Raw genomic sequence first — 20,509 nt, 5'->3', positions numbered from 1 at the left:
CCTTGTCGGCGGTAGGACGGATCGAAAGGCGCAGGAGATGATCGGGAATGACGGGAAGCCGGTGTCCAAGGAGGAGTTGCGCAAGCACATCGCCGCCTACAACGGCCAGTCGCGCGGTTCCAAGGAATTCGCGGCGATCCCCCGCGCGCTGGTGACCATCCTGGATGGGCTGAAGCCGGGAAAGACCAGATATGTCAAATGCCTGGACGGTCAGGTGCAACTGTCCCGCCGCAAGGACAACAGCGTTTCGGCGGGGTGAAAAAGGGGAACGCCCTTCCCCCGGGGATGGGAAAGGGCGCCGTCCGCCGAAGGGTCGGATTGTCAGTGCTTTGCCGCAGCCGCGGCGCCGATGCCGGTCTGCGAGCGGACGAACTGGTCCTCGAAGGCCTCGCGCTCGGCACGGGCGGCAGCGCTGCCGTCCAGCTTCGACACGACGATGGTGACGATGAAGGCCAGCGTCATCGAGAACAGGGCCGGCTGCTCGTAGGGGAAGATGGGCGCCGGGTTGTTCAGCACCACGACCCACACCGCGTTCGACAGGACCACCAGCGTGACCGCGGAGATCAGGCCGGCGATGCCGCCCGCCAGCGCGCCGCGGGTGGTCAGCCCTTTCCAGTACATTGACAGGATCAGCACCGGGAAGTTCACCGACGCCGCGACGCCGAAGGTCAGGCCGACCAGGAAGGCGACGTTCTGCTTCTCGAAGGCGATGCCCAGCACGACGGCCAGCACGCCCAGGACCAGCGACGCGATCTTGGAGACGCGCATCTCCTCGCGTTCCGTCACCTCGCCCTTGCGGATGACGCGGGCATAGAGGTCGTGGGCGATGGCGGACGCACCGGCCAGCGCCAGCCCCGACACCACCGCCAGGATGGTGGCGAAGGCGACCGCCGACAGGAAGCCCAGGAACAGGTCGCCCCCCAGCGCCTTGGCCAGATGCATCACCGGCATGTTGCCGCCGCCGATCAGCTTGCCGCCGACCTTGCCCCCTTCGAAGAATTGCGGGTCGGTGCCGACGATGGTGATCGCCGCCATGCCGAGGATGCAGACGAGCAGGAAGAAGAAGCCGATGAAACCGGAGGCGTAGAAGACCGACTTGCGGGCCTCGCGTGCGTTGGGGACGGTGAAGAAGCGCATCATGATGTGCGGCAGGGCGGCCGTGCCGAACAGCAGGCCCAGCGACAGCGAGACCGCCGACACCGGGTCGGCCAGCAGCGTGCCCGGCCCCATGATCTTCACGCCGTCCTTGTGCGAGGAGATGGCGCTCCTGGCGATGGCCTCCAGGCTGAAGCCGAAGTGCTTCAGCGCCAGGAACGTCAGCACGACGCCGCCGCCCAGCAGCAGCACCGCCTTGATGATCTGCACCCAGGTGGTGGCGATCATGCCGCCGAAGGTGACGTAGACCACCATCAGCACGCCGACCACGATCACCGCGACGTTGTAGTCCAGCCCGAACAGCAGCTTGATCAGTTGGCCGGCGCCGACCATCTGGACGATCAGGTAGAAGCACACCACGGTCAGCGAGCCGATGGCCGCGAAGGTACGGATCTTACCCTGGTCCAGCCGGTATGAGGCGATGTCGGCGAAGGTGAAGTGGCCGAGGTTGCGCAGCCGTTCCGCCAGCAGGAACAGGATGATCGGCCAGCCGACGAAGAAGCTGATGGTATAGACGAAGCCGTCATAGCCCTTGGCGAACACCAGGCTCGACAGGCCCAGCAGCGTTGCCGCCGACATATAGTCGCCGGCGATCGCCAGGCCGTTCTGGAAGCCGGTGATGCCGCCGCCCGCGGTGTAGAAGTCGGAGGTGGAGCGGGTGCGGCTGGCCGCCCAATAGGTGATGCCCAGCGTCATCACCACGAAGGCGATGAACATGCCGATGGCCGATAGGTTGACCGGTTGCTTTTCAACCTGCCCGACGTCGCCGGCAGCCAGTGCCGGCAGGGCGAACAGGGAGGCGGCAGCCACGACAAGGAGAATCCGGCGGGTGGTCATTGCAGCGTCTCCCGCGTGATCTCGTCGGTCAGCTCCTGGAAGCGGCCGTTGGCGAAATGGGAATAGACGCCGGTCAGCAGCCAGGACAGGATGATGATCCCGGCCCCGATGGGAAAGCCGACGCTGAGCGACGAGTCGTCGGACAGCGGCGTCTGCAGCAGGCCGGGCGCGAAGGCGACCACCATCATGAAGCTGTAGTACCCGACCAGCACCACGGCCGACAGGATCAGGGCGAGCCGGCTGCGTTGGCGCACCAGCTCTTGGAATTTGGGGTTCCGGCGGACCCTCTCGTAAACCGGATTGTGGGCAGGGGAGTGCATGTTTCCTCCGGACGCTGGACGTCCTTGTTATGCCTTGGGTGATGCCCTGGCTGGGCTTATGGTCTTTCACCTAACAAAACACTGTTTCGGGATTTTCCCGGAAATATGACGAATTGTTTCAGTGCGATTTCGGTAACAATCCCACGCGATTCGCGTTGAGCCATGGCGGAGAAGCTGGGATGATGACCCTTTCCCCGATCCTTCATCCGCCGCTCCGCCCGGAAATGATCCGCTCGCCCCTGTTCCTTCGACTGTTCTCGGCGATCCTGATTTCGCTCGGGCTGTTCTCCGCGGCGGCCTATGTCTTCTCGGTTCCCTTCATCGAGGAGAAGGCCTACGAGATCGAACGCGACGCCAGCCGCACCATCCTCGACAACGTGTTCGAACTGGTCAGCCGCATTCGCGGCGGTCTGGAGGAACAGCGTGTGGCGACGGTGGACTCCTACAAGACCCGCCTGCGGGACGTGCTGGAATTGGCGATCGGCTATATCGAGCACGTCTATGCCCGTGCCGACCGCGGTGAAATCACCATGGAGCAGGCGCGGCGCGAGGCGATGGAGGGGCTTCAGGCCTTCCGCTACGGCAATGGCGACTATGTCTGGGCGACCGACTACGACTCGGTGATCCTGTCCCACCCCTCGCCCGATTATCAGGGGCGGCAGGCGTCCGACCTGCGCGACAATCTGGGCCGACACATCCTGCCCACCATCATCGCCACCGCCAAGCGTGAGGGGGAAGGGTTCCAAACCTATCCGTGGTGGCGGCCGAACGGGGACGAGCGGGCACCGAAGCTCAGCTTCTTCAAGGATTTGCCCAAGCGCGGGATCATCGTCGGCACCGGCGCCTATCTGGCCGACGTCGACGCCGAGGTGGAGCGGCGCAAGGCCGAAGCCATCGACGATTTGCGCCAAGCCCTGCGCAAGCTGCGCATCGCCCGCACCGGCTATCTGTACATCTTCGATTCGGCGAACCGGATGATCATCCATCCGAACGCGAACATCGAGGGCACGGCCTTCGGCGACCGGCTCAACCCGGCCAGCGGGCGCCCGATCGCCGAGGATCTGAAGGCCGCGGCGGCCAATGGGGTTCCGCTGACCTATCTGTGGGACAAGCCCGACGACCCCGGCAACTATGCGTACGAGAAGATCAGCTGGGTCCGGCATTTCGAGGGGTTCGACTGGTACATCGCCTCGTCGGTCTATGTCGAGGAGCTGCGGCGGTCGTCGGTGGTGCTGGGAAACCGCATCCTCGCCATCGGCATGGTGCTGATGGCGGCCGGCAGCCTGCTGGGCTACATCGCGGTCGGGCGATTGGTCCGGCCGTTGCGCCGGCTGGCCGACACCGCGGTGCAGGTGAAGACCGGCGACCTCGACGCCCGGAGCGGCATCCGCCGTGGCGACGAGATCGGACTGCTCGCCGCCGCCTTCGACGGCATGGTCCGGCAGCTGCGCGACACCGTCGCCACGCTGGACAGCCGGGTGCGCGACCGCACGGCGGCCTTGGCGGAGGCGGAGACCCGGCAGCGCGTGATCCTCGACGCCATCCCCGCTTGTATCGCCGAGTTGGACCGCGACGGCCGATTGACCTTCGCCAACCTGCGCTGGGCCGAACTGGTCGGCCGCGACAAGGCTGAGGTGATCGGCCGCGAGCTTGCCGCCATCGTCGGCCGCCGGGCGATGACGGCACTCGGCCCCCATCTCGACCGCTGCCTATCGGGAGAGGTGGTGACATTCGAATACGCATTCCCGCGCGACGGCCACGACATGGTGACCAAGACCACGCTGATCCCCCATCGCGGCGAGGGGCGGGCGGAGGATGGCGCAGTCACCGGCCTGTTCGTGCTGACCCTGGACATCACCGACGAGAAGCGGACCGAACGCCAACTGGTGGAGGCGCAGCGGCTGAAGGCGGTCGGCCAGCTGTCCGGCGGGCTGGCACACGACTTCAACAATCTGCTGTCGATCATCATCGGCAATTTGTCGGCGGCGCGCGACCGCTATGCCGAGGTGGAGGGGCTGGACGCCTATCTGGAGCCTGCCCAGCGCGCCGGCCGCCGCGGTGCCGACATCACGGCCCGGCTGCTCGCCTTCTCCCGCCAGCAGCCGCTGAAGCCGGAGCCGGTCGAGTTGCGCGGCCTATTGCGCGACATGGCGGTGCTGCTGCGCCGGTCCTTCCCCAGTTCCATCGCCATCGGCGTGCCCGAAGAGGGGCGCGAATGCTGGACCATTGCCGACCAGACCCAGCTGGAGAATGCGCTGGTCAACCTTTCCATCAATGCGCGCGACTCCATGCCCGGCGGCGGCCGGCTCGACATCGCGGTCGGCATCCGCAAGCTGGTGGGCGACCAATCCTTCGACGAGCCGGTCCGCCCGGACGATTACCTGGAAATCCGCGTCAGCGACACCGGCTGCGGCTTCACCCCGGAGGCGCTGGCCCGCGCGGTGGAGCCTTTCTTCACGACTAAGTCCTTGGGATCGGGGCTTGGGCTGTCGATGGTCTATGGTTTCGTCAAACAGTCGCACGGCTATCTGCGCATCGACAGCCGGCCGGGAGACGGGACTGTCGTCACTCTGCTGCTGCCGCGTGCCGAACCGGTGCCCCGCCTGCAGGATACCGGCCCGGCGGAGGCCGAACCGCCTTCAGGCGGTTGGTCCGGCCAGTTGGCGCTGGTGGCGGAGGACAATGACGATGTCCGGCAGGTGATGCGCCAGCAGTTGGTCGACCTCGGCTTCTCGGTGGTCGAGGCCGCGAGCGGTGACGAGGCGGCGGAGTTGGTGGAACAGATCGACGGGCTGTCCCTGCTGGTCTCCGACATCGTCATGCCGGGCCTGTCGGGGGTGGAGTTGGCGCGGCGCGCCCGGTCGCTGCGCCCGGCCATGCGGGTGGTCCTGGTCAGTGGTTTCGCCGTGGAATATGGCGACGTTCCCGCCGATGCCGCCATACTGCGCAAGCCATGGGACAAGCGGGACTTGGTGGCGGCCATCGGCCACGCCGCCGAACCGGCGCCCGCCTGATATCGTCGGGCCAAGAGGACGCACCTGGGAAAACAGGGCGACGCGTGCTGAGGGGAAACGCGCATGGGACAGAAGAAGCGCATCTATGTGATCGAGGACGAGGCCGACATCCGCCGTCTGGTGACGGAGGTGCTGGAGAGCTACGGCTATCAGGTGACCGGCTGGGCCAGTGGGCGCGAGGCACGGGCGGCCATCCAGCGCCAAGCCCCCGACCTGTGTCTGGTGGATCTTGGTCTGCCGGATATGGACGGGCTGACCCTGGTGCGCGAGTTGTGGGAGGATGTGCGTTTCGGCGTCATCATCCTGTCCGGGCGCGGCGGGACCTCCGACCGTGTGCTCGGGCTGGAACTGGGAGCCGACGACTATATCGTCAAGCCCTTCGAGCCGCGGGAACTGGTTGCCCGGGTCAACAGCGCCATTCGCCGCCGCGAACAGCTGTCCAGCGCGACGGCGACCGCGGAGACCGCCCGGGCGCGTTTCGGCCCCTGGGTCTTCGACCTCGGCAACCTGACGCTGACCGCCGACGACGGTCGCCAGGAAAGCCTGACCGCGGCGGAGGCTTCGCTTCTGCTGATGCTGCTGAAGGCGCCCAAGCGCGTGCTGTCGCGCGAGCATCTTCAGGGTCCGGACCAGGACCGCGACGATTTCCCCTATGACCGCAGCATCGACGTTCGCGTCTCGCGCATCCGCAAGAAGATCGAGGAAGATCCGCGCGCGCCGCGGCTGATCAAGACGGTTTACGGCGCCGGATACCTGTTTGCCGGCGACGTGACGTGGGTGCGGTGACCGCCGCCGGGGAAAAAAGGGGAGGCGGCACCACGCCCGCGTCCCGACGGCGCCGATAACAATTGGTCATAATCCTGAGAAACTTGCGCAAAGCTGATCCGGTAAAGGCTGTTTCCAATACCGCAGCGCCTATTGCCGGCGCACAACAAAGAACTCTAGGGAGAACGGTCCGATGAGTGACTCTGCCGTCGCGGTCAATCCGTATGACCTCAACCTCGACCGCAACCCCGCCAACTTCGTCGCGTTGACGCCGCTGACCTTTCTGGAGCGTGCCGCTTCCGTCTGGCCGGACCGGCTCGCCGTCGTCCATGGCGGGGTCCGCCGGACCTGGGCCGAGACCTTCGGCCGCGTGCGCCGTCTGGCTGCGGCCCTGGTGACGCTGGGCATCGGCACGGGCGACACCGTCGCCATGCTGGCCGCCAACACGCCGGAACTGTTCGAGGCGCATTTCGGCGTGCCGCTGGCCGGTGCCGTCCTGAACGCCGTCAATACCCGCCTGGACGCCGAGGCCATCGCCTTCATCCTGAAGCATGGCGAGGCGAAGATCCTGATCGTCGACCGCGAGTTCTCCGGCGTGGCCAAGAAGGCGTTGGCGCTGCTCGATGCGCCGATCCCGGTGGTGGACATCGACGACCCGAGCTACACCGGCGGCGAACTGATCGGCGACCGCGACTATGAGGCCTTCATCGGCGACGTCGGGGCCGAACATGCCTGGAGCTTGCCGGCCGACGAGTGGCAGGCCATCGCGCTGAACTACACCTCCGGCACCACCGGTAACCCGAAGGGCGTCGTCTATCACCATCGCGGCGCCTATCTGAACGCGGTGTCGAACGCGCTGTCCTGGAACATGGGCGACGCGCCCGTGTATCTGTGGACGCTGCCGATGTTTCACTGCAACGGCTGGTGCTTCCCCTGGACCATCGCGGTCGCCGCCGGCACCGCCGTCTGCCTGCGTCAGGTCCGACCCGACACCGTGCTGTCGCTGATCCGCGACGAGAAGGTGACCAATTTCTGCGGCGCGCCGATCGTGCTGAACATGCTGAACAATGCGCCTGCCGAGTTGAAGCAGGGCATCGAGCAGAGGGTGAAGGTGATGGTCGCCGGCGCCGCCCCACCCGCCGCCGTCATCGCCGGGATGGAGCGCATGGGCTGGGACGTCACTCATGTCTACGGCCTGACCGAATGCTACGGCCCGACCGTGGTCTGCGTCTGGCACGACCGCTGGGACGGGCTGTCGCTGGACGAGAAGGCAGCGATCAAGGCCCGCCAAGGCGTGCGCGGCCCGATGCTGGAGGCGGTGATCGTCGCCGATCCGGTCACGCTGGAGCCGGTGCCGAAAGACGGCCGCAGCATGGGCGAGATCATGATGCGCGGCAACAACGTCATGAAGGGCTACCTGAAGAACCCGAAGGCGACGGAAGAGGCCTTCGCCGGCGGCTGGTTCCACACCGGCGACCTCGCCGTCTGGCATGAGGACGGCTATGTCGAGATCAAGGACCGGTCGAAGGACATCATCATTTCCGGCGGCGAGAACATCTCCTCCATCGAGGTGGAGGATGTCCTCTACAAGCATCCCGACGTGCTGGAGGCCGCGGTCGTCGCCCGCCATGACGAGAAGTGGGGCGAGACGCCCTGTGCCTTCGTCACCCTGAAGGACGGAGCCACTGCGACCGAGGCCAACATCATCGCCTTCTGCCGGTCGCACATGGCCCATTTCAAGTGCCCGCGCACGGTGGTGTTCGGTCCGCTGCCGAAGACCTCCACCGGCAAGATCCAGAAATACGTCCTGCGCAAGCAGACCGAGGGGCTGTAACAGCCTCGGCCGCCACCCCCGGCCCTAACCCGCCCCCGCTGGGCGGGGGAGGGAACCACCGCCGCTCTTCTGCGAAACTTCCGCAAGCGTCCTGCCCCCTCTCCCGCGAAGCGGGGGAGGGATGGGGTGGGGGCAAACGCCCCGCCATGCCCGCACGCCGCCCATTTTCCAAGGGACCCGCGCCATGAAGATCCTCTGCGCCGTGAAGCGCGTCGTCGACTACAACGTCAAGATCCGGGTGAAGACCGACCAGTCCGGTGTCGAGACGTCCAACGTGAAGTTCTCGATGAACCCCTTCGACGAGATCGCCGTCGAGGAAGCCGTCCGCCTGAAGGAGGCCGGTGCCGCGACCGAGATCGTCGTGGTCTCCATCGGCCCGGCCCAGGCGCAGGAAACGCTGCGCACCGCGCTGGCCATGGGCGCCGACCGCGCCATCCTGGTGCAGACCGACGGGGCGACCGAACCGCTGGCCGTCGCCAAGGTCCTGAAGGCCCTGGTCGAGAAGGAAGCGCCGGGGATGGTGATCCTCGGCAAGCAGGCGATCGACGACGACTGCAACCAGACCGGCCAGATGCTGGCGGCTCTGCTCGGCTGGGCCCAGGGCACCTTCGCCTCGAAGGTCGTCGCCGGCGACGGCAAGGTCGCGGTGACGCGCGAGATCGACGGCGGGCTCGAAGTCGTGTCGCTGACGCTGCCGGCGGTGGTGACGGCCGACCTGCGTCTCAACGAGCCGCGCTATGCCTCGCTGCCCAACATCATGAAGGCGAAGAAGAAGCCGTTGGAGACCGTCACGCCGGACGCGCTCGGTGTCGACGTCACGCCGCGGCTGAAGACGCTGAAGGTTGCGGAGCCGCCGAAGCGTGAGGCCGGCATCAAGGTGCCGGACGTCGCCGTGCTGGTGGACAAGCTGAAGAACGAGGCGCGGGTGATCTGACGAAGCGCCGGTCCGCGCCTGTACTCTCCACACTCCGCCCGACAGAGGACTCCGTCATGCCCATCCTGATCCTCGCCGACCACGACAACGCCAGCCTCAAGCCCGCCACGGCCCATACGGTGACCGCCGCCACCAAACTTGGCACCGACATCCATGTCCTGGTCGCCGGCCGCGGCGCCACCCCCGCTGCCGAAGAGGCCGCCAAGCTTGCTGGCGTCGCCAAGGTGCTGCTCGCCGACGATGCATCCTACGAGCATGCCCTGGCGGAGCCGGTCGCCGCCCTGCTGGTGTCGCTCGCCCCCGGCTACAGCCATATCCTCGCCGCCGCCACCTCGGTGGGCAAGAACGTGCTGCCGCGCGTCGCGGCGCTGCTCGACGTGGCGATGATCTCCGAGATCACCGCCGTGGTCTCCGCCGACAGCTTCGAGCGGCCGATCTACGCCGGCAATGCCATCGCTACCGTGCAGTCGGCCGACCCGGTCAAAATCGTCACCATTCGCACCACCGCCTTCGAGGCCGCCGCCGCCGGCAACTGCGCCGCGGTCGAGAGCGTCACCACTCCGGCCGCCCCTGGACCGTCGAGCTTCGTCTCGGCCGAACTGACCAAGTCGGAGCGTCCCGAGCTGACCGCCGCCCGCATCGTCATCTCCGGCGGCCGCGGCATGCAGTCGGGCGAGAATTTCCCGTTGCTGGAGGCGCTGGCCGACAAGCTGGGCGCCGCGGTGGGCGCCAGCCGCGCCGCCGTGGACGCGGGGTTCGTGCCGAACGATTACCAGGTCGGACAGACCGGCAAGATCGTGGCGCCGGAGCTCTATATCGCCGTCGGCATCTCCGGTGCGATCCAGCACCTCGCCGGCATGAAGGACAGCAAGGTCATCGTCGCGATCAACAAGGACGAGGAGGCGCCGATCTTCCAGGTCGCCGATTACGGCCTCGTCGCCGACCTGTTCAAGGCGCTGCCCGAGTTGCAGCAGGCCGTCTGACACCGTTCATCCCCTCCGTTCCCCGAAGAGGTCCCCCATGACCGCCGCGACCCCCTACACCCCGCCGCAGAAAGAGATCCGCTTCGTCCTCGACCACCTCGCCGGCATGGCCGATGTGGCCGCGCTGCCGGGCTTCGAGGATGCGAGCCCCGACATGGTGGACAGCATCCTGGGTGAGGCGGCGAAGATCGCCGAGAACGTCCTGGCGCCGCTGAACCGGATCGGTGACATACAGGGCGCCAAGCTCGGCACCGATGGCGTCGCCCACACGGCGGAAGGCTGGGGTGTGGCGTGGCAGGCGCTGGTGGAGGGCGGCTGGAACGGGCTGCCCTTCGACCCGGCGCACGGTGGCATGGGACTGCCGAACCTGCTGAACACCGCGGTGCAGGAGATGTGGCATTCCGCCAACATGGCCTTCGCGCTCTGCCCGATGCTGACGCAGGGGGCGGTGAACGCGGTTCAGCTCTATGGCTCGGAGGCGCTGAAGGACCTCTATTTGCCCCGGATGATCTCGGGCGAGTGGACCGGCACCATGAACATCACCGAGCCGCAGGCGGGCAGCGACCTCGCCGCGACGCGGTCGCGGGCGGTGCCGAACGGCGACCATTACCTCGTCACCGGGCAGAAGATCTTCATCACCTACGGCGACCATGACCTGACGGAGAACATCGTCCATCTGGTGCTGGCCCGCCTGCCCGATGCGCCTGCGGGCGTGAAGGGCATCAGCCTGTTCGTGGTGCCGAAGTTCCTGGTCGAGCCCGACGGCAGCCTGGGCGCCCGCAACCAGGTGAAGTGCGTGTCGCTGGAGCACAAGCTGGGCATCCACGGCAGCCCGACCGCCGTGCTGTCCTTCGGCGACGAGGGCGGAGCGGCCGGCTTCCTGGTCGGCGAGCCGAACCGTGGCCTGGAATACATGTTCACGATGATGAACCACGCCCGGCTGAACGTCGCCATGCAGGGTCTGGCGATCGCCGAGCGCGCCTATCAGCAGGCTTTGGCTTATGCCCGCGACCGCGTGCAGGGCAAGCCGCTGGGCTGGAGCGAGGGCCAGTCCAAGGGCATCGTCAACCATCCCGACGTCCGCCGCCTGCTGATGGGCATGAAGGCGCGGATCGAGGCGATGCGCGGCATCCTCTACACCGCCGCCGCCGCCGTCGACGTTGCGCACCACCATGCCGATGAAGCCGCCCGCGACCGCGCAGCCCTGCTGGTCGACCTGCTGACACCCATCGCCAAGGGCTGGTGCACCGAGACCGGCCAGCAGCTGGCCTCGGACAGCGTGCAAGTCCATGGCGGCATGGGTTTCATCGAGGAAACCGGCGCCGCCCAGCACCTGCGCGATGCCCGCATCACCACGATCTACGAGGGCACCACCGCCATCCAGGCCAACGACCTGATCAACCGCAAGATCCTGCGTGACGGCGGGGTAACGGCCAACAGGCTGCTGGACGAGATCGCGGCGCTGGGCGGCGAGCTGTCCGGCCATGCCGACGATGCACTGCGCGTCACCGGTGCCGAACTGGTCAGCGCGGTCCATGAGGCTAGGCAGGCGATTGCCTGGGTGCTGACCGCGGCGAAGCAGGACCCGCGCCTGCCGGCCGCGGCATCGGTCACGCTGCTGGAACTGATGGGCGTGGTCGCCGGCGGCTGGCAGCTTGCCCGTGCCGCCAAGGTGGCGGTGGGGCGGCTGGCGGAGGGCGATGCCGACACCGCCTTCCTGTCGGCCAAACCGCTGACCGCCCACTTCTATGCCACCCATGTACTGCCGAAGGCGGCGGCGCTGCGGGCGACCGTGATCAACGGCTCCGCGAGCGTGATGGCGTTGAGCGAGGAGCAACTGTTCGGCGCGGCTTGACGGGGCCGCGTCCACGGGCCGGTGCCGGGGCCTTTGGCCCCGCAGTGGGTGTCGCGGGCGGTTGGGGGACCTCCCGCCACTGCCCCGGCGCCAGCCCGTCCAATGTCCAGTCGCCGATGGCCCAGCGGATCAGCCGCAGGGTGGGAAAGCCGACCGCCGCGGTCATGCGGCGGACCTGCCGGTTGCGTCCCTCGCGGATGGTGAGCGCGATCCAACTGGTGGGGATGGCGGCGCGGTAGCGCACCGGCGGGTCGCGCGGCCACAGCGACTCGGGTTCCTCCATCCGCCGCACCTCGGTCGGCAGGGTGGGGCCGTCCTTCAGCGTCACGCCGCGGCGCAGCGCCTCCAGCGCCTCGTCGGTCGGCACGCCTTCCACCTGCACCCAATAGGTCTTGGGCATCTTGTTGGCGGGCGAGGCGATGCGGGCGATCAGGGGACCGTCGTCGCTCAGCGCCAGCAGCCCCTCGCTGTCGCGGTCGAGCCGGCCGGCGGCATAGACCCCCTTCACCGGAACCAGCTCCGCCAGAGTCGGGCGGCCCTGGTCGTCGGTGAATTGCGGCAGCACGCCATAGGGCTTGTTCAGCAGGATCAGGCGTGGCACTGGCTTGCTTCCTTGCGGAGTTCGGGAAAGGCGCTATCGTTCGCACCCCAACATTGATCTAGATAGCAGGGGTTCGGCCGTGACGCTTCTGTTCTGCTCCGCCAGCGACAGCGCCGAGGATTGGCGCCGGGAAATCGCCCGCCATCTTCCTGGGCTGGAGATGCGCGTCTGGCCCGAGACCGGCGATGTCGCCGACATCGAGGTGGCGGTGGTGTGGAAGCCGCCGGCCGGCATGCTGGCGACCCTGCCCAACCTGAAGCTGATCGTGTCGCTGGGCGCCGGGGTGGAGCCGATCCTACAGGACCCGACCCTGCCGGACGTGCCGCTGGTGCGTATGGTGTCGGACGGTCTGACGGTCGACATGGCCGGCTATGTGGTCTTCCAGGTTCTGTACTGGCACCGGTTGATGAACGACTATGCCGCCCTCCAGGCCGAGGCGCGGTGGGAGCAATTGGACCATCGCCCGGCCTCCGAGGTGACCGTCGGCTTCCTGGGCATGGGTGAATTGGGAGCGGCTTCGGCCCGCACGCTGAGGACGCTGGAGTACCGGCTGATGGGCTGGAGCCGCAGCCCCAAGAGCATCGAGGGGGTGGAGAGCTTCTCCGGTCCCGACGGGCTGGCGGCGATGCTGCCGCACTGCGATGTCCTGGTCTGCCTGCTGCCGCTGACCGACGAAACCCGCGGCATCATGAGTGGGGCGCTGTTCGCCGCCCTGCCCAAGGGGGCTGTGGTCATCAATGCCGCGCGTGGCGGCCATCTGGTCGAATCCGACCTGCTCGGCGCGCTAGAAAGCGGCCATCTGCACGGCGCCAGCCTTGACGTCTTCGCGACGGAGCCACTGCCGGCGGACCATCCGCTCTGGCGCCATCCGCGGGTCCGCGTCACTCCCCATGTCGCCGGGGTCACCCACCCGTCGCGCTGCGCCGATCAGGTGGCCACCGCGGTGAAGGCGCTCCGCGAAGGCCGGCCGCTGCCCAATCTGGTGGACCGCAGCCGGGGCTATTGAGCCTCACAGCATCTGGAGCGCGATCACCGCCAGCAGGGCCGCGATCACCCACAGGGCGGCGCGGTCCGAGCGGCGGCGGGTTTCCCAGCCGTTCAGCATCTGGCGGACGGTCTGCGGGTGCAGGCGCACCCCCCCCTCCGCCATGTCGCGGGTGACCCGCTCCGCCTCGCTGACCAGGGCGGGGATGCGGCGGACGGTGGACAGGATGGCGCCGGCATCGTTGATGAACTGCGCCTCCGGCCCGCGATTCTCGCGCATCCACTCCTCGATCAGCGGCCGGGCCAACTCCCACATGTTGATGTTGGGGTTCAGCAGCCGGCCGACGCCCTCGGCCGTCAGCATGCTCTTCTGCAGGAGCAGCAGCTGCGGCTGGGTCTCCATCTCGAACTGTTCGGTGACGGCGAACAACTGGGCCAGCAGCCGGCCGACCGAGATGTCGGCAAGCGGCTTGTTCTGCAACGGCTCGCCGATGGCGCGGCAGGCCTGGGTGAAGATCTCGATCGACTGGTGGCGCGGGACGTAGCCGGCCTCGAAATGCACGACGGCGACGCGGCGGTAGTCGCCGGTCAGGAAGCCGATCAGCATGTCGGCGAGGTAATAGCGGGTCTCGCGGTCCAGCCGGCCCATGATGCCGAAATCGACGGCGGTGATGGTGCCCTGTTCGTTGATGAACAGGTTGCCGGGATGCAGGTCGGCGTGGAAGAAGCCGTCGCGGAAGACCTGGTTGAAGAAGCTGGCCGAGGCCATCGCCAGGATCTCGTCGCGGTCGAAACCGGCGGCGGAGATGCGGGCCGGCTCGTCGACCTTGAAGCCGCGGATGCGCTCCAGCGTCAGCACCCGGCCGCCGGTGCGCTCCCAATCGACCTTCGGCACGTTGAAGGTGTCGTCGTCCTTGAAGTTCGACGCCAGCTCCGACGCGGCGGCCGCCTCCATGCGCAAATCCATCTCCAGCCGCGAGGTGCGGGCGAAGGTGTCGACGATTTCGGTCAGACGCAGCCGCTTCAGCCTGGGCAGGACCCATTGGGCGAGCGCCGCCAGCCGGTAGAACAGGTCGATGTCGCGCTCGAAGGCCTGCTCGATGCCCGGACGCAGCACCTTGACCGCCACCTCCTGCCCATCGGCGGTGACGGCGAAATGGACCTGGGCGATGGAAGCGGCGGCGACCGGCTTGTCGTCGAAGCTCTGGAACAGGGCATGGACCGGCTGGCCGAACTCCGCCTCGATGATGGCGCGGGCCTGATGGGCGGGGAAGGGCGGCAGCTTGTCCTGCAGCTCGGCCAGATCGACGGCCATCCGCTCGCCGACCAGATCGGAGCGGGTGGAGAGAAGCTGGCCCAGCTTGATGTAGGTTGGACCGAGTTCGGCCAGCGCACGGGCCAGCCGCTCGCCCTCGCGGCCGGGCACGTCCTTGCGGGCGACGCGGCGCCACAGCCACAGCAGGCCGGGGGCGGTGCCGAGCAGGCTGATGGGCAGAGCGTCGTGACGGGCGACCGTCCGGCCGATGACGGCCATCCGGATCAGGTTGCGCAGGATGCGGAACACGGGACCTTAGATCCGCCAGCCGGAATGGATGGCGGCGATCCCGCCCGACAGGTTGCGCACCCGCACCGCGCCGAAGCCGGCCGCCTCGATCCGCTTCGCCAGATCGGCCTGCGGCGGGAAGCGGCGGATGCTCTCGGCCAGATAGCGGTAGCTCGCCTCGTCCTTCGCCACCATGCGGCCCATGAAGGGCAGCACCTGGAAGGAATAGACGTCGTACAGCTTGCGCAGCACCGGCAGCACGACGTGGCTGAACTCCAGGCAATAGAACTTGCCGCCGGGTTTCAGGACGCGGTGGGCCTCCTTGATCGCCTCGTCGATGCGCGTCACGTTGCGCAGCCCGAAAGCGATGGTGTAGGCGTCGACCGAGCGCGAGGCGATGGGCAGGCGTTCCGCATCGCCGACCGTCCACTGCACGCCGGACAGGATGTTGCGGTCGACGGCGCGGTCGCGGCCGACCCGGACCATCGCCTCGGTGATGTCGCAGACCACCGCCGCCCCGCCGCCACGCTTCAGGAAGCGGAAGGCGATGTCGCCGGTGCCGCCCGCCACGTCCAGCAGGGTCATGTCCGGCTTGGGCGCCACCAGATCCATCAGCGTGTCCTTCCACAGCCGATGGATGCCGCCCGACATCAGGTCGTTCATCAGGTCGTAGTTGGTCGCCACGCTGTCGAAGACGGCGCGGACCAGCCCGGACTTGGCGGACGGATCGACGGGGGTGAAGCCGAACCAGTTGCCTTCGGCACCCGAGGGGGCGGCACCGGACGCGGGCTGCTGCGGATCGGCGGAGGATGGGGGGGTGCGGTCGCTCATGGCCGGGAACATAGCGCGGGCAGGGGCCATGCGCCAGCGGGGGCGTGCGCCGCGGGAGGCGCTGCGTCGATTGGCATAGGGGAGTATCTCCGGCCGGGAGATGGAACACAGCGAAACACTTTCCGCAGTCTGTTCCATGGGGTGCGGCCCGGCAGTGCGTCTGCGGTTCGATGCAGCCTGGAACAGGGTGAAACGCTCCTCGGGAGGCTGTTCCATCGGGTGCGGTTCAGGGTTGTGACTGCGGTTCGGGACGGGATGCAACGGGGTGAAACAGTTTTCCGCCGATGTTCCATCCGACACTCCATGACGTGGACTGGGTCTGAAATCCTAACATGAGGGACGAGCGGGTGGGGAGGGGCTCCGGGAAACGTTATGGTTCCGTTGCCGAGCGGACTGGATTCCCGCCTTCTCGGGAATGACGACCGAAGAGGCGCCGTGGGTCCGCTGCGTTGCAAAGGGCCTTTCCGCCACATCCCCCTTGCATCGCGCCGCTCCCGCGCGTATAAGCCCAGCCTTCCACGGGCGGCGAGGCTGGGCCGTATGGCTCAGGGCATGCCCACCCGTCCGCTGGAATTCCGCCTCATTTCCACCCAGGAAACGAAAATGCCCAAGCTGAAGACGAAGAGCGGCGCCAAGAAGCGCTTCAAGGTGACCGCCACGGGTAAGGTCCGCGCTCAGGCCGCCTACAAGCGCCACTGCCTGGAACAGAAGTCCCCGAACATGAAGCGCAACGCGCGCGGCATGATGACCCTGTGCGACTCCAACGCCCGCACGGTGCTGAAGAACTGGCTGCGCAACGCCTGATCTCGGCACATCTAGAATTTCGGAAGGACTGAACCATGGCTCGTGTTAAGCGCGGCGTCACGACGCACGCCCGTCACCGCAAGATCCTGAAGCTCGCCAAGGGCTACCGGGGTCGCAACTCCAAGAATTTCCGCATTGCGGTCGAGAAGGTCGAGAAGGCGCTTCGTTATGCCTATCGCGATCGCCGCAACAAGAAGCGCGATTTCCGCGGCCTGTGGATCCAGCGCATCAACGCCGGCGTCCGTCAGTACGGCCTGACCTACTCGCGCTTCATCAACGGCATCAAGCTGGCCGGCATCGAGATCGACCGCAAGGTCCTGTCCGATCTGGCCGCACGCGAGCCGGAGGCCTTTAAGACCTTGGTGGACCAGGCCCAGGCCGCGCTCGCCTCCAAGGCCGCCGCGTAACGCGCCTCGCGTTTCCTGAGTTCAGGGAACGCTTGCCGTCACGGCGTCAGTTGTAAGAGAAGGGAGCCGGGCCGCTGGGCCGGCTCCCTTTTTCTTTTTGCACCGTTTTCTTCCCCACGCTTGCCGGGAACCGCCATGCTCGACGCGCTGAAAGACGAACTTCTGTCGCAGGTCAACGCCGCCGCCGACCTTTCGGCGCTGGACGAGGTGCGGGTCTCCGCGCTCGGCAAGAAGGGGCGCATCACCGGCTTCATGAAGGAGCTGGGGACCCTCACGCCGGACGAGCGCAAGGAGCGCGGCCAGGCGCTGAACGCGCTGAAGGACGAGATCGCCGCCGCCATCGACGCGCGCAAGGCCGACCTCGCCGCCGCCCACCTGAAGGCGCGGCTGGAGGCCGAGCGGGTCGACGTCACCCTGCCGGTCCGCCCCGAGACGGAGGGGCGCATCCACCCGATCAGCCAGACGATGGACGAGATGGTCGCCATCTTCGCCGAGATGGGCTTCTCGGTCGCCGAAGGGCCGGACATCGAGGATGATTTCCACAACTTCACCGCCCTGAACTTCCCGCCCGGCCATCCGGCGCGCGACATGCACGACACCTTCTATCTGCCGGATTCGGCCGACAAGAAGATGCTGCTGCGCACCCACACCAGCCCGGTGCAGGTCCGCACCATGCTGAACAACAAGCCGCCGATCCGCATCATCGCGCCGGGACGGACCTACCGCTCCGACTACGACATGACCCATACCCCGATGTTCCACCAGATCGAGGGGCTGGTCATCGACGAGGCGACCAACATGGGGCACCTGAAGGGCTGCCTCGTCGAGTTCTGCCGCGCCTTCTTCGACGTGGACGACCTGCCGCTGCGCTTCCGCCCCAGCTTCTTCCCCTTCACCGAACCGTCGGCGGAGGTCGATATCGGCTGCTCGCGCAAGGGCGGCGAGCTGAAGCTGGGCAATTACGGCGACTGGCTGGAGATCCTCGGCTGCGGCATGGTCCATCCCAATGTGCTGGAAGCCTGCGGCATCGACAGCACCAAGTACCAGGGCTTCGCCTTCGGCATGGGGGTGGAGCGCGTCGCCATGCTGAAATACGGCATCCCCGACCTGCGCACCTTCTTCGACGCCGACCTGCGCTGGCTGAAGCATTACGGCTTCGTCCCGCTCGACATTCCCAACATCGCCCACGGCCTGACGCGCTAAGGAGCCGGACCCATGAAGTTCACGCTGTCCTGGCTGAAGGACCATCTGGAGACCGAGGCTTCGCTCGACCAGATCACGGAGAAGCTGACCGCCCTCGGCCTGGAGGTGGAAGGCGTCCACGACCGGTCGAAGGAGCTGGCACCCTTCCGCGTCGCCCATGTCGTCTCGGCCGAGAAGCACCCGGACGCCGACAAGCTGCGCGTGCTGATGGTCGACACCGGCGCCGGCACCCTGCAGGTGGTCTGCGGCGCCCCCAACGCGCGCGCCGGCATGAAGGGCGTCTTCGCGCCGGAGGGGACCTATGTCCCGGGTTCCGACATCACGCTGAAGAAGGGCGTCATCCGCGGCGTCGAGTCGAACGGCATGATGTGCTCCAAGCGCGAGCTGAAGCTGTCGGACGAGCATGAGGGCATCATCGAGCTGCCGGACGACGCTCCCGTGGGCGCCGGTTTCGCCGACTATGCCGGGCTGAACGATCCGGTCATCGACATCAACCTGACGCCCGACCGTGCCGACTGCGCCGGGGTGCGCGGCATCGCCCGCGACCTCGCAGCATCCGGGCTCGGCACGCTGAAGCCGCTGACCGCGGGGCATCTCGACACCACCCCGGTCGAAGGCCGCTTCGCCAGCCCGATCGGCGTGAGCATTGCGGCGCCCGAGGCCTGCCCGCTGTTCGTCGGCCGCTATATCCGCGGCGTGAAGAACGGCCCGTCGCCGAAGTGGCTGCAGGACAAGCTGGTGTCCATCGGCCTGCGCCCGATCTCGGCGCTGGTCGACATCACCAACTACCTGACCTTCGACGCCGCCCGTCCGCTGCATGTCTTCGATGCCGACACGGTGACGGGCAACATCACCGTCCGTATGGGCCGCGAGGGGGAGACGCTGGCGGCGCTGAACGGCAAGGAATACGCGCTGGATGGCGCCATGACCGTGGTGGCCGACGACGAGCGGGCGGAGGCTCTGGCCGGCATCGTCGGCGGCGAGCCGACCGGCTGCACCGAGTCGACCGTCAACGTCTTCGTCGAGGCCGCGCTGTTCGACCCGGTGCGCACGGCGCAGACCGGCCGCCGGCTGGGCATCGACTCCGACGCCCGCTATCGCTTCGAGCGCGGCGTCGATCCGGCCGCGGTCTCCGCCGGGATGGAACGCGCCACCCGCCTGATCCTGGAGCTGTGCGGCGGCGAGCCGTCCGAGTTGGTGGTGGCAGGGGCTGAGCCGGACTGGAAGCGCAGCCTGACCCTGCGTCCGGGCCGGGTCGCGGCGCTGGGGGGCGTCGATCTGCCGAGCGAGCGTCAGGTCCGGATCCTGACGGATCTGGGCTTCACCATGGAAGGCGAGGATGCCGAGGGCCGGCTGGTCGTCGGCGTTCCGTCCTGGCGTGCCGATGTCCATGGCGAGGCCGATCTGGTCGAGGAGGTGCTGCGCGTCCACGGCTTCGACGCCATCCCGGCGACGCCGCTGCCGCGCGAGACGGTGCTGACCCGTCCGGCCCTGACGCTGAAGCAGCGCCGCGTCGCGCTGGCCAAGCGCACGCTGGCCGCCCGCGGCCTGTCGGAGGCGGTGACCTGGTCCTTCCTGGCCGGTCCGGTCGCCGAGCTGTTCGGCGGCGGCCAGCCCGGCCTGCGGCTGGTCAACCCGATCAGCAGCGACCTCGACGTCATGCGCCCGTCGATCCTGCCCAACCTGATCCAGGCTGCCGGCCGCAACGCCGACCGCGGCTATGCCGATGTCCGGCTGTTCGAGGTCGGGGCGGCCTTCCGCACCCCGGCGCCGGACGGGCAGGACACCGTCGCCGCCGGCATCCGTACCGGTGCGGCGGTGCCGCGCCATTGGGCGGAGAAGGCGCGCGGCGTCGACCTGTTCGACGCCAAGGCCGACGCGCTGGCGGTGCTGGAGGCGGTCGGCGCCCCCGCCGCCAACCTGCAGGTCACCACCGACGCGCCGGGCTGGTACCATCCCGGCCGCTCCGGCGTGCTGCGACTCGGGCCCACCGTGATGGCCCGCTTCGGCGAGATCCACCCGTCGGTTCTGGAGACTTTGGGCGTCAAGGGGCCGGTCGTCGGCTTCGAGGTGATGCTCGACGCCGTGCCGATGCCCAAGAAGAAGGGCGGCACCGCCAAGCCGATGGTGCAACTCTCCGCCTTCCAGCCGGTGGAGCGCGATTTCGCCTTCGTCGTCGACCACAAGGTCGAGGCCGACAAGATCCTCCGTGCCGTCAAGGGCGCCGACAAGGCGCTGGTCAAGGATGTCGCAGTCTTCGACGTCTACGAAGGACCGGGCGTGGAAGACGGGCGGAAGTCGGTCGCGGTATCGGTCACCTACCAGCCGACCACCGCAACCTTGACCGACGAGGCGATCGAGGCCGTCGGCCAGAAAATCGTCGCTTCGGTTGTCAAGGCGACCGGCGGCACGCTTCGCGCGTGAGAAAAACCTCTGGAA

Annotated in this window: 17 protein-coding genes; 12 read left to right on the top strand and 5 right to left on the bottom strand. The window is 67.7% G+C overall.

Features of this window, described 5'->3' with window-relative positions:
- Positions 1–37 precede the first annotated feature (37 nt).
- Positions 38–259, top strand: a complete 222-nt coding sequence (locus JHL17_RS31885) for a hypothetical protein (RefSeq protein WP_200198683.1) — start codon at positions 38–40, stop codon at positions 257–259.
- Between the two features lie 62 nt (positions 260–321).
- On the opposite strand, the gene JHL17_RS31880 is transcribed toward JHL17_RS31885, so the two are convergent.
- Both JHL17_RS31880 and JHL17_RS31875 read right to left on the bottom strand, forming a co-directional pair.
- The gene (locus JHL17_RS31880) at positions 322–1,992 is read right to left on the bottom strand and encodes a cation acetate symporter (protein ID WP_200198682.1); all 1,671 of its coding nucleotides are present in this window, start codon (positions 1,990–1,992) and stop codon (positions 322–324) included.
- Entirely contained in the window at positions 1,989–2,312 is a 324-nt protein-coding gene (locus tag JHL17_RS31875) for a DUF485 domain-containing protein (RefSeq protein WP_200198681.1), read from the bottom strand. The genes JHL17_RS31880 and JHL17_RS31875 overlap by 4 nt, the downstream gene beginning before the upstream one ends.
- Before the next feature lie 179 nt (positions 2,313–2,491).
- Between JHL17_RS31875 and JHL17_RS31870 the strand changes: the two genes are divergently transcribed.
- The 6 genes from JHL17_RS31870 (at position 2,492) to JHL17_RS31845 (ending at position 11,697) form a co-directional block, all read left to right on the top strand.
- The gene (locus JHL17_RS31870) at positions 2,492–5,326 is read left to right on the top strand and encodes a cache domain-containing protein (protein ID WP_247893959.1); all 2,835 of its coding nucleotides are present in this window, start codon (positions 2,492–2,494) and stop codon (positions 5,324–5,326) included.
- A 63-nt stretch (positions 5,327–5,389) separates the two neighbouring features.
- The gene (locus JHL17_RS31865; protein ID WP_200198680.1) at positions 5,390–6,112 is read left to right on the top strand and encodes a response regulator transcription factor; all 723 of its coding nucleotides are present in this window, start codon (positions 5,390–5,392) and stop codon (positions 6,110–6,112) included.
- 172 nt (positions 6,113–6,284) lie between these two features.
- A complete protein-coding gene (locus JHL17_RS31860) occupies positions 6,285–7,925 on the top strand; it encodes an acyl-CoA synthetase (RefSeq protein WP_200198679.1) in 1,641 nt (546 codons plus the stop codon).
- 184 nt (positions 7,926–8,109) lie between these two features.
- Positions 8,110–8,859: an electron transfer flavoprotein subunit beta/FixA family protein gene (locus JHL17_RS31855; RefSeq protein WP_200198678.1), complete on the top strand. Its 750-nt coding sequence runs from the start codon at positions 8,110–8,112 to the stop codon at positions 8,857–8,859.
- A gap of 56 nt (positions 8,860–8,915) precedes the next feature.
- A complete protein-coding gene (locus tag JHL17_RS31850; RefSeq protein ID WP_200198677.1) occupies positions 8,916–9,842 on the top strand; it encodes an electron transfer flavoprotein subunit alpha/FixB family protein in 927 nt (308 codons plus the stop codon).
- 37 nt (positions 9,843–9,879) lie between these two features.
- Positions 9,880–11,697 (top strand): acyl-CoA dehydrogenase family protein, encoded by a 1,818-nt coding sequence (locus JHL17_RS31845; protein WP_200198676.1) that lies wholly within the window; start codon positions 9,880–9,882, stop codon positions 11,695–11,697.
- Here JHL17_RS31845 and JHL17_RS31840 read toward each other — a convergent pair.
- Complete coding sequence (locus JHL17_RS31840) at positions 11,639–12,298, bottom strand: pseudouridine synthase (protein WP_200198675.1); 660 nt, start codon at positions 12,296–12,298, stop codon at positions 11,639–11,641. The two genes, JHL17_RS31845 and JHL17_RS31840, sit on opposite strands and share 59 nt — an antisense overlap.
- A 79-nt stretch (positions 12,299–12,377) precedes the next feature.
- Here JHL17_RS31840 and JHL17_RS31835 point away from each other — a divergent pair, with 79 nt between their 5' ends.
- Positions 12,378–13,304, top strand: coding sequence for an NAD(P)-dependent oxidoreductase (locus JHL17_RS31835; RefSeq protein ID WP_200198674.1), 927 nt, complete (start codon positions 12,378–12,380; stop codon positions 13,302–13,304).
- A 3-nt stretch (positions 13,305–13,307) separates the two neighbouring features.
- Here the strand turns inward: JHL17_RS31835 and ubiB are convergent, their stop codons facing one another.
- Complete coding sequence (ubiB, locus tag JHL17_RS31830; protein WP_200198673.1) at positions 13,308–14,846, bottom strand: 2-polyprenylphenol 6-hydroxylase; 1,539 nt, start codon at positions 14,844–14,846, stop codon at positions 13,308–13,310.
- Positions 14,847–14,852: 6 nt separating this feature from the next.
- Positions 14,853–15,656 carry a class I SAM-dependent methyltransferase gene (locus tag JHL17_RS31825; protein WP_247893958.1) on the bottom strand — a complete coding sequence of 268 codons (804 nt, stop codon included), beginning with the start codon at positions 15,654–15,656 and terminating at the stop codon, positions 14,853–14,855.
- Positions 15,657–16,259: 603 nt separating this feature from the next.
- Here JHL17_RS31825 and rpmI point away from each other — a divergent pair.
- The 4 genes from rpmI (at position 16,260) to pheT (ending at position 20,494) form a co-directional block, all read left to right on the top strand.
- Entirely contained in the window at positions 16,260–16,460 is a 201-nt protein-coding gene (rpmI, locus tag JHL17_RS31820) for a 50S ribosomal protein L35 (protein WP_012975158.1), read from the top strand.
- A gap of 35 nt (positions 16,461–16,495) precedes the next feature.
- Complete coding sequence (gene rplT, locus JHL17_RS31815; protein ID WP_098740681.1) at positions 16,496–16,867, top strand: 50S ribosomal protein L20; 372 nt, start codon at positions 16,496–16,498, stop codon at positions 16,865–16,867.
- Between the two features lie 135 nt (positions 16,868–17,002).
- Positions 17,003–18,070: a phenylalanine--tRNA ligase subunit alpha gene (gene pheS / locus JHL17_RS31810; RefSeq protein ID WP_200198671.1), complete on the top strand. Its 1,068-nt coding sequence runs from the start codon at positions 17,003–17,005 to the stop codon at positions 18,068–18,070.
- 12 nt (positions 18,071–18,082) lie between these two features.
- Positions 18,083–20,494 carry a phenylalanine--tRNA ligase subunit beta gene (pheT, locus tag JHL17_RS31805; RefSeq protein WP_200198670.1) on the top strand — a complete coding sequence of 804 codons (2,412 nt, stop codon included), beginning with the start codon at positions 18,083–18,085 and terminating at the stop codon, positions 20,492–20,494.
- Positions 20,495–20,509: the final 15 nt, after the last annotated feature.

This window comes from Azospirillum endophyticum (assembly GCF_016595245.1).
Classification (GTDB): domain Bacteria; phylum Pseudomonadota; class Alphaproteobacteria; order Azospirillales; family Azospirillaceae; genus Azospirillum; species Azospirillum endophyticum.
This window is presented reverse-complemented; position numbering and strand designations above follow the sequence as displayed.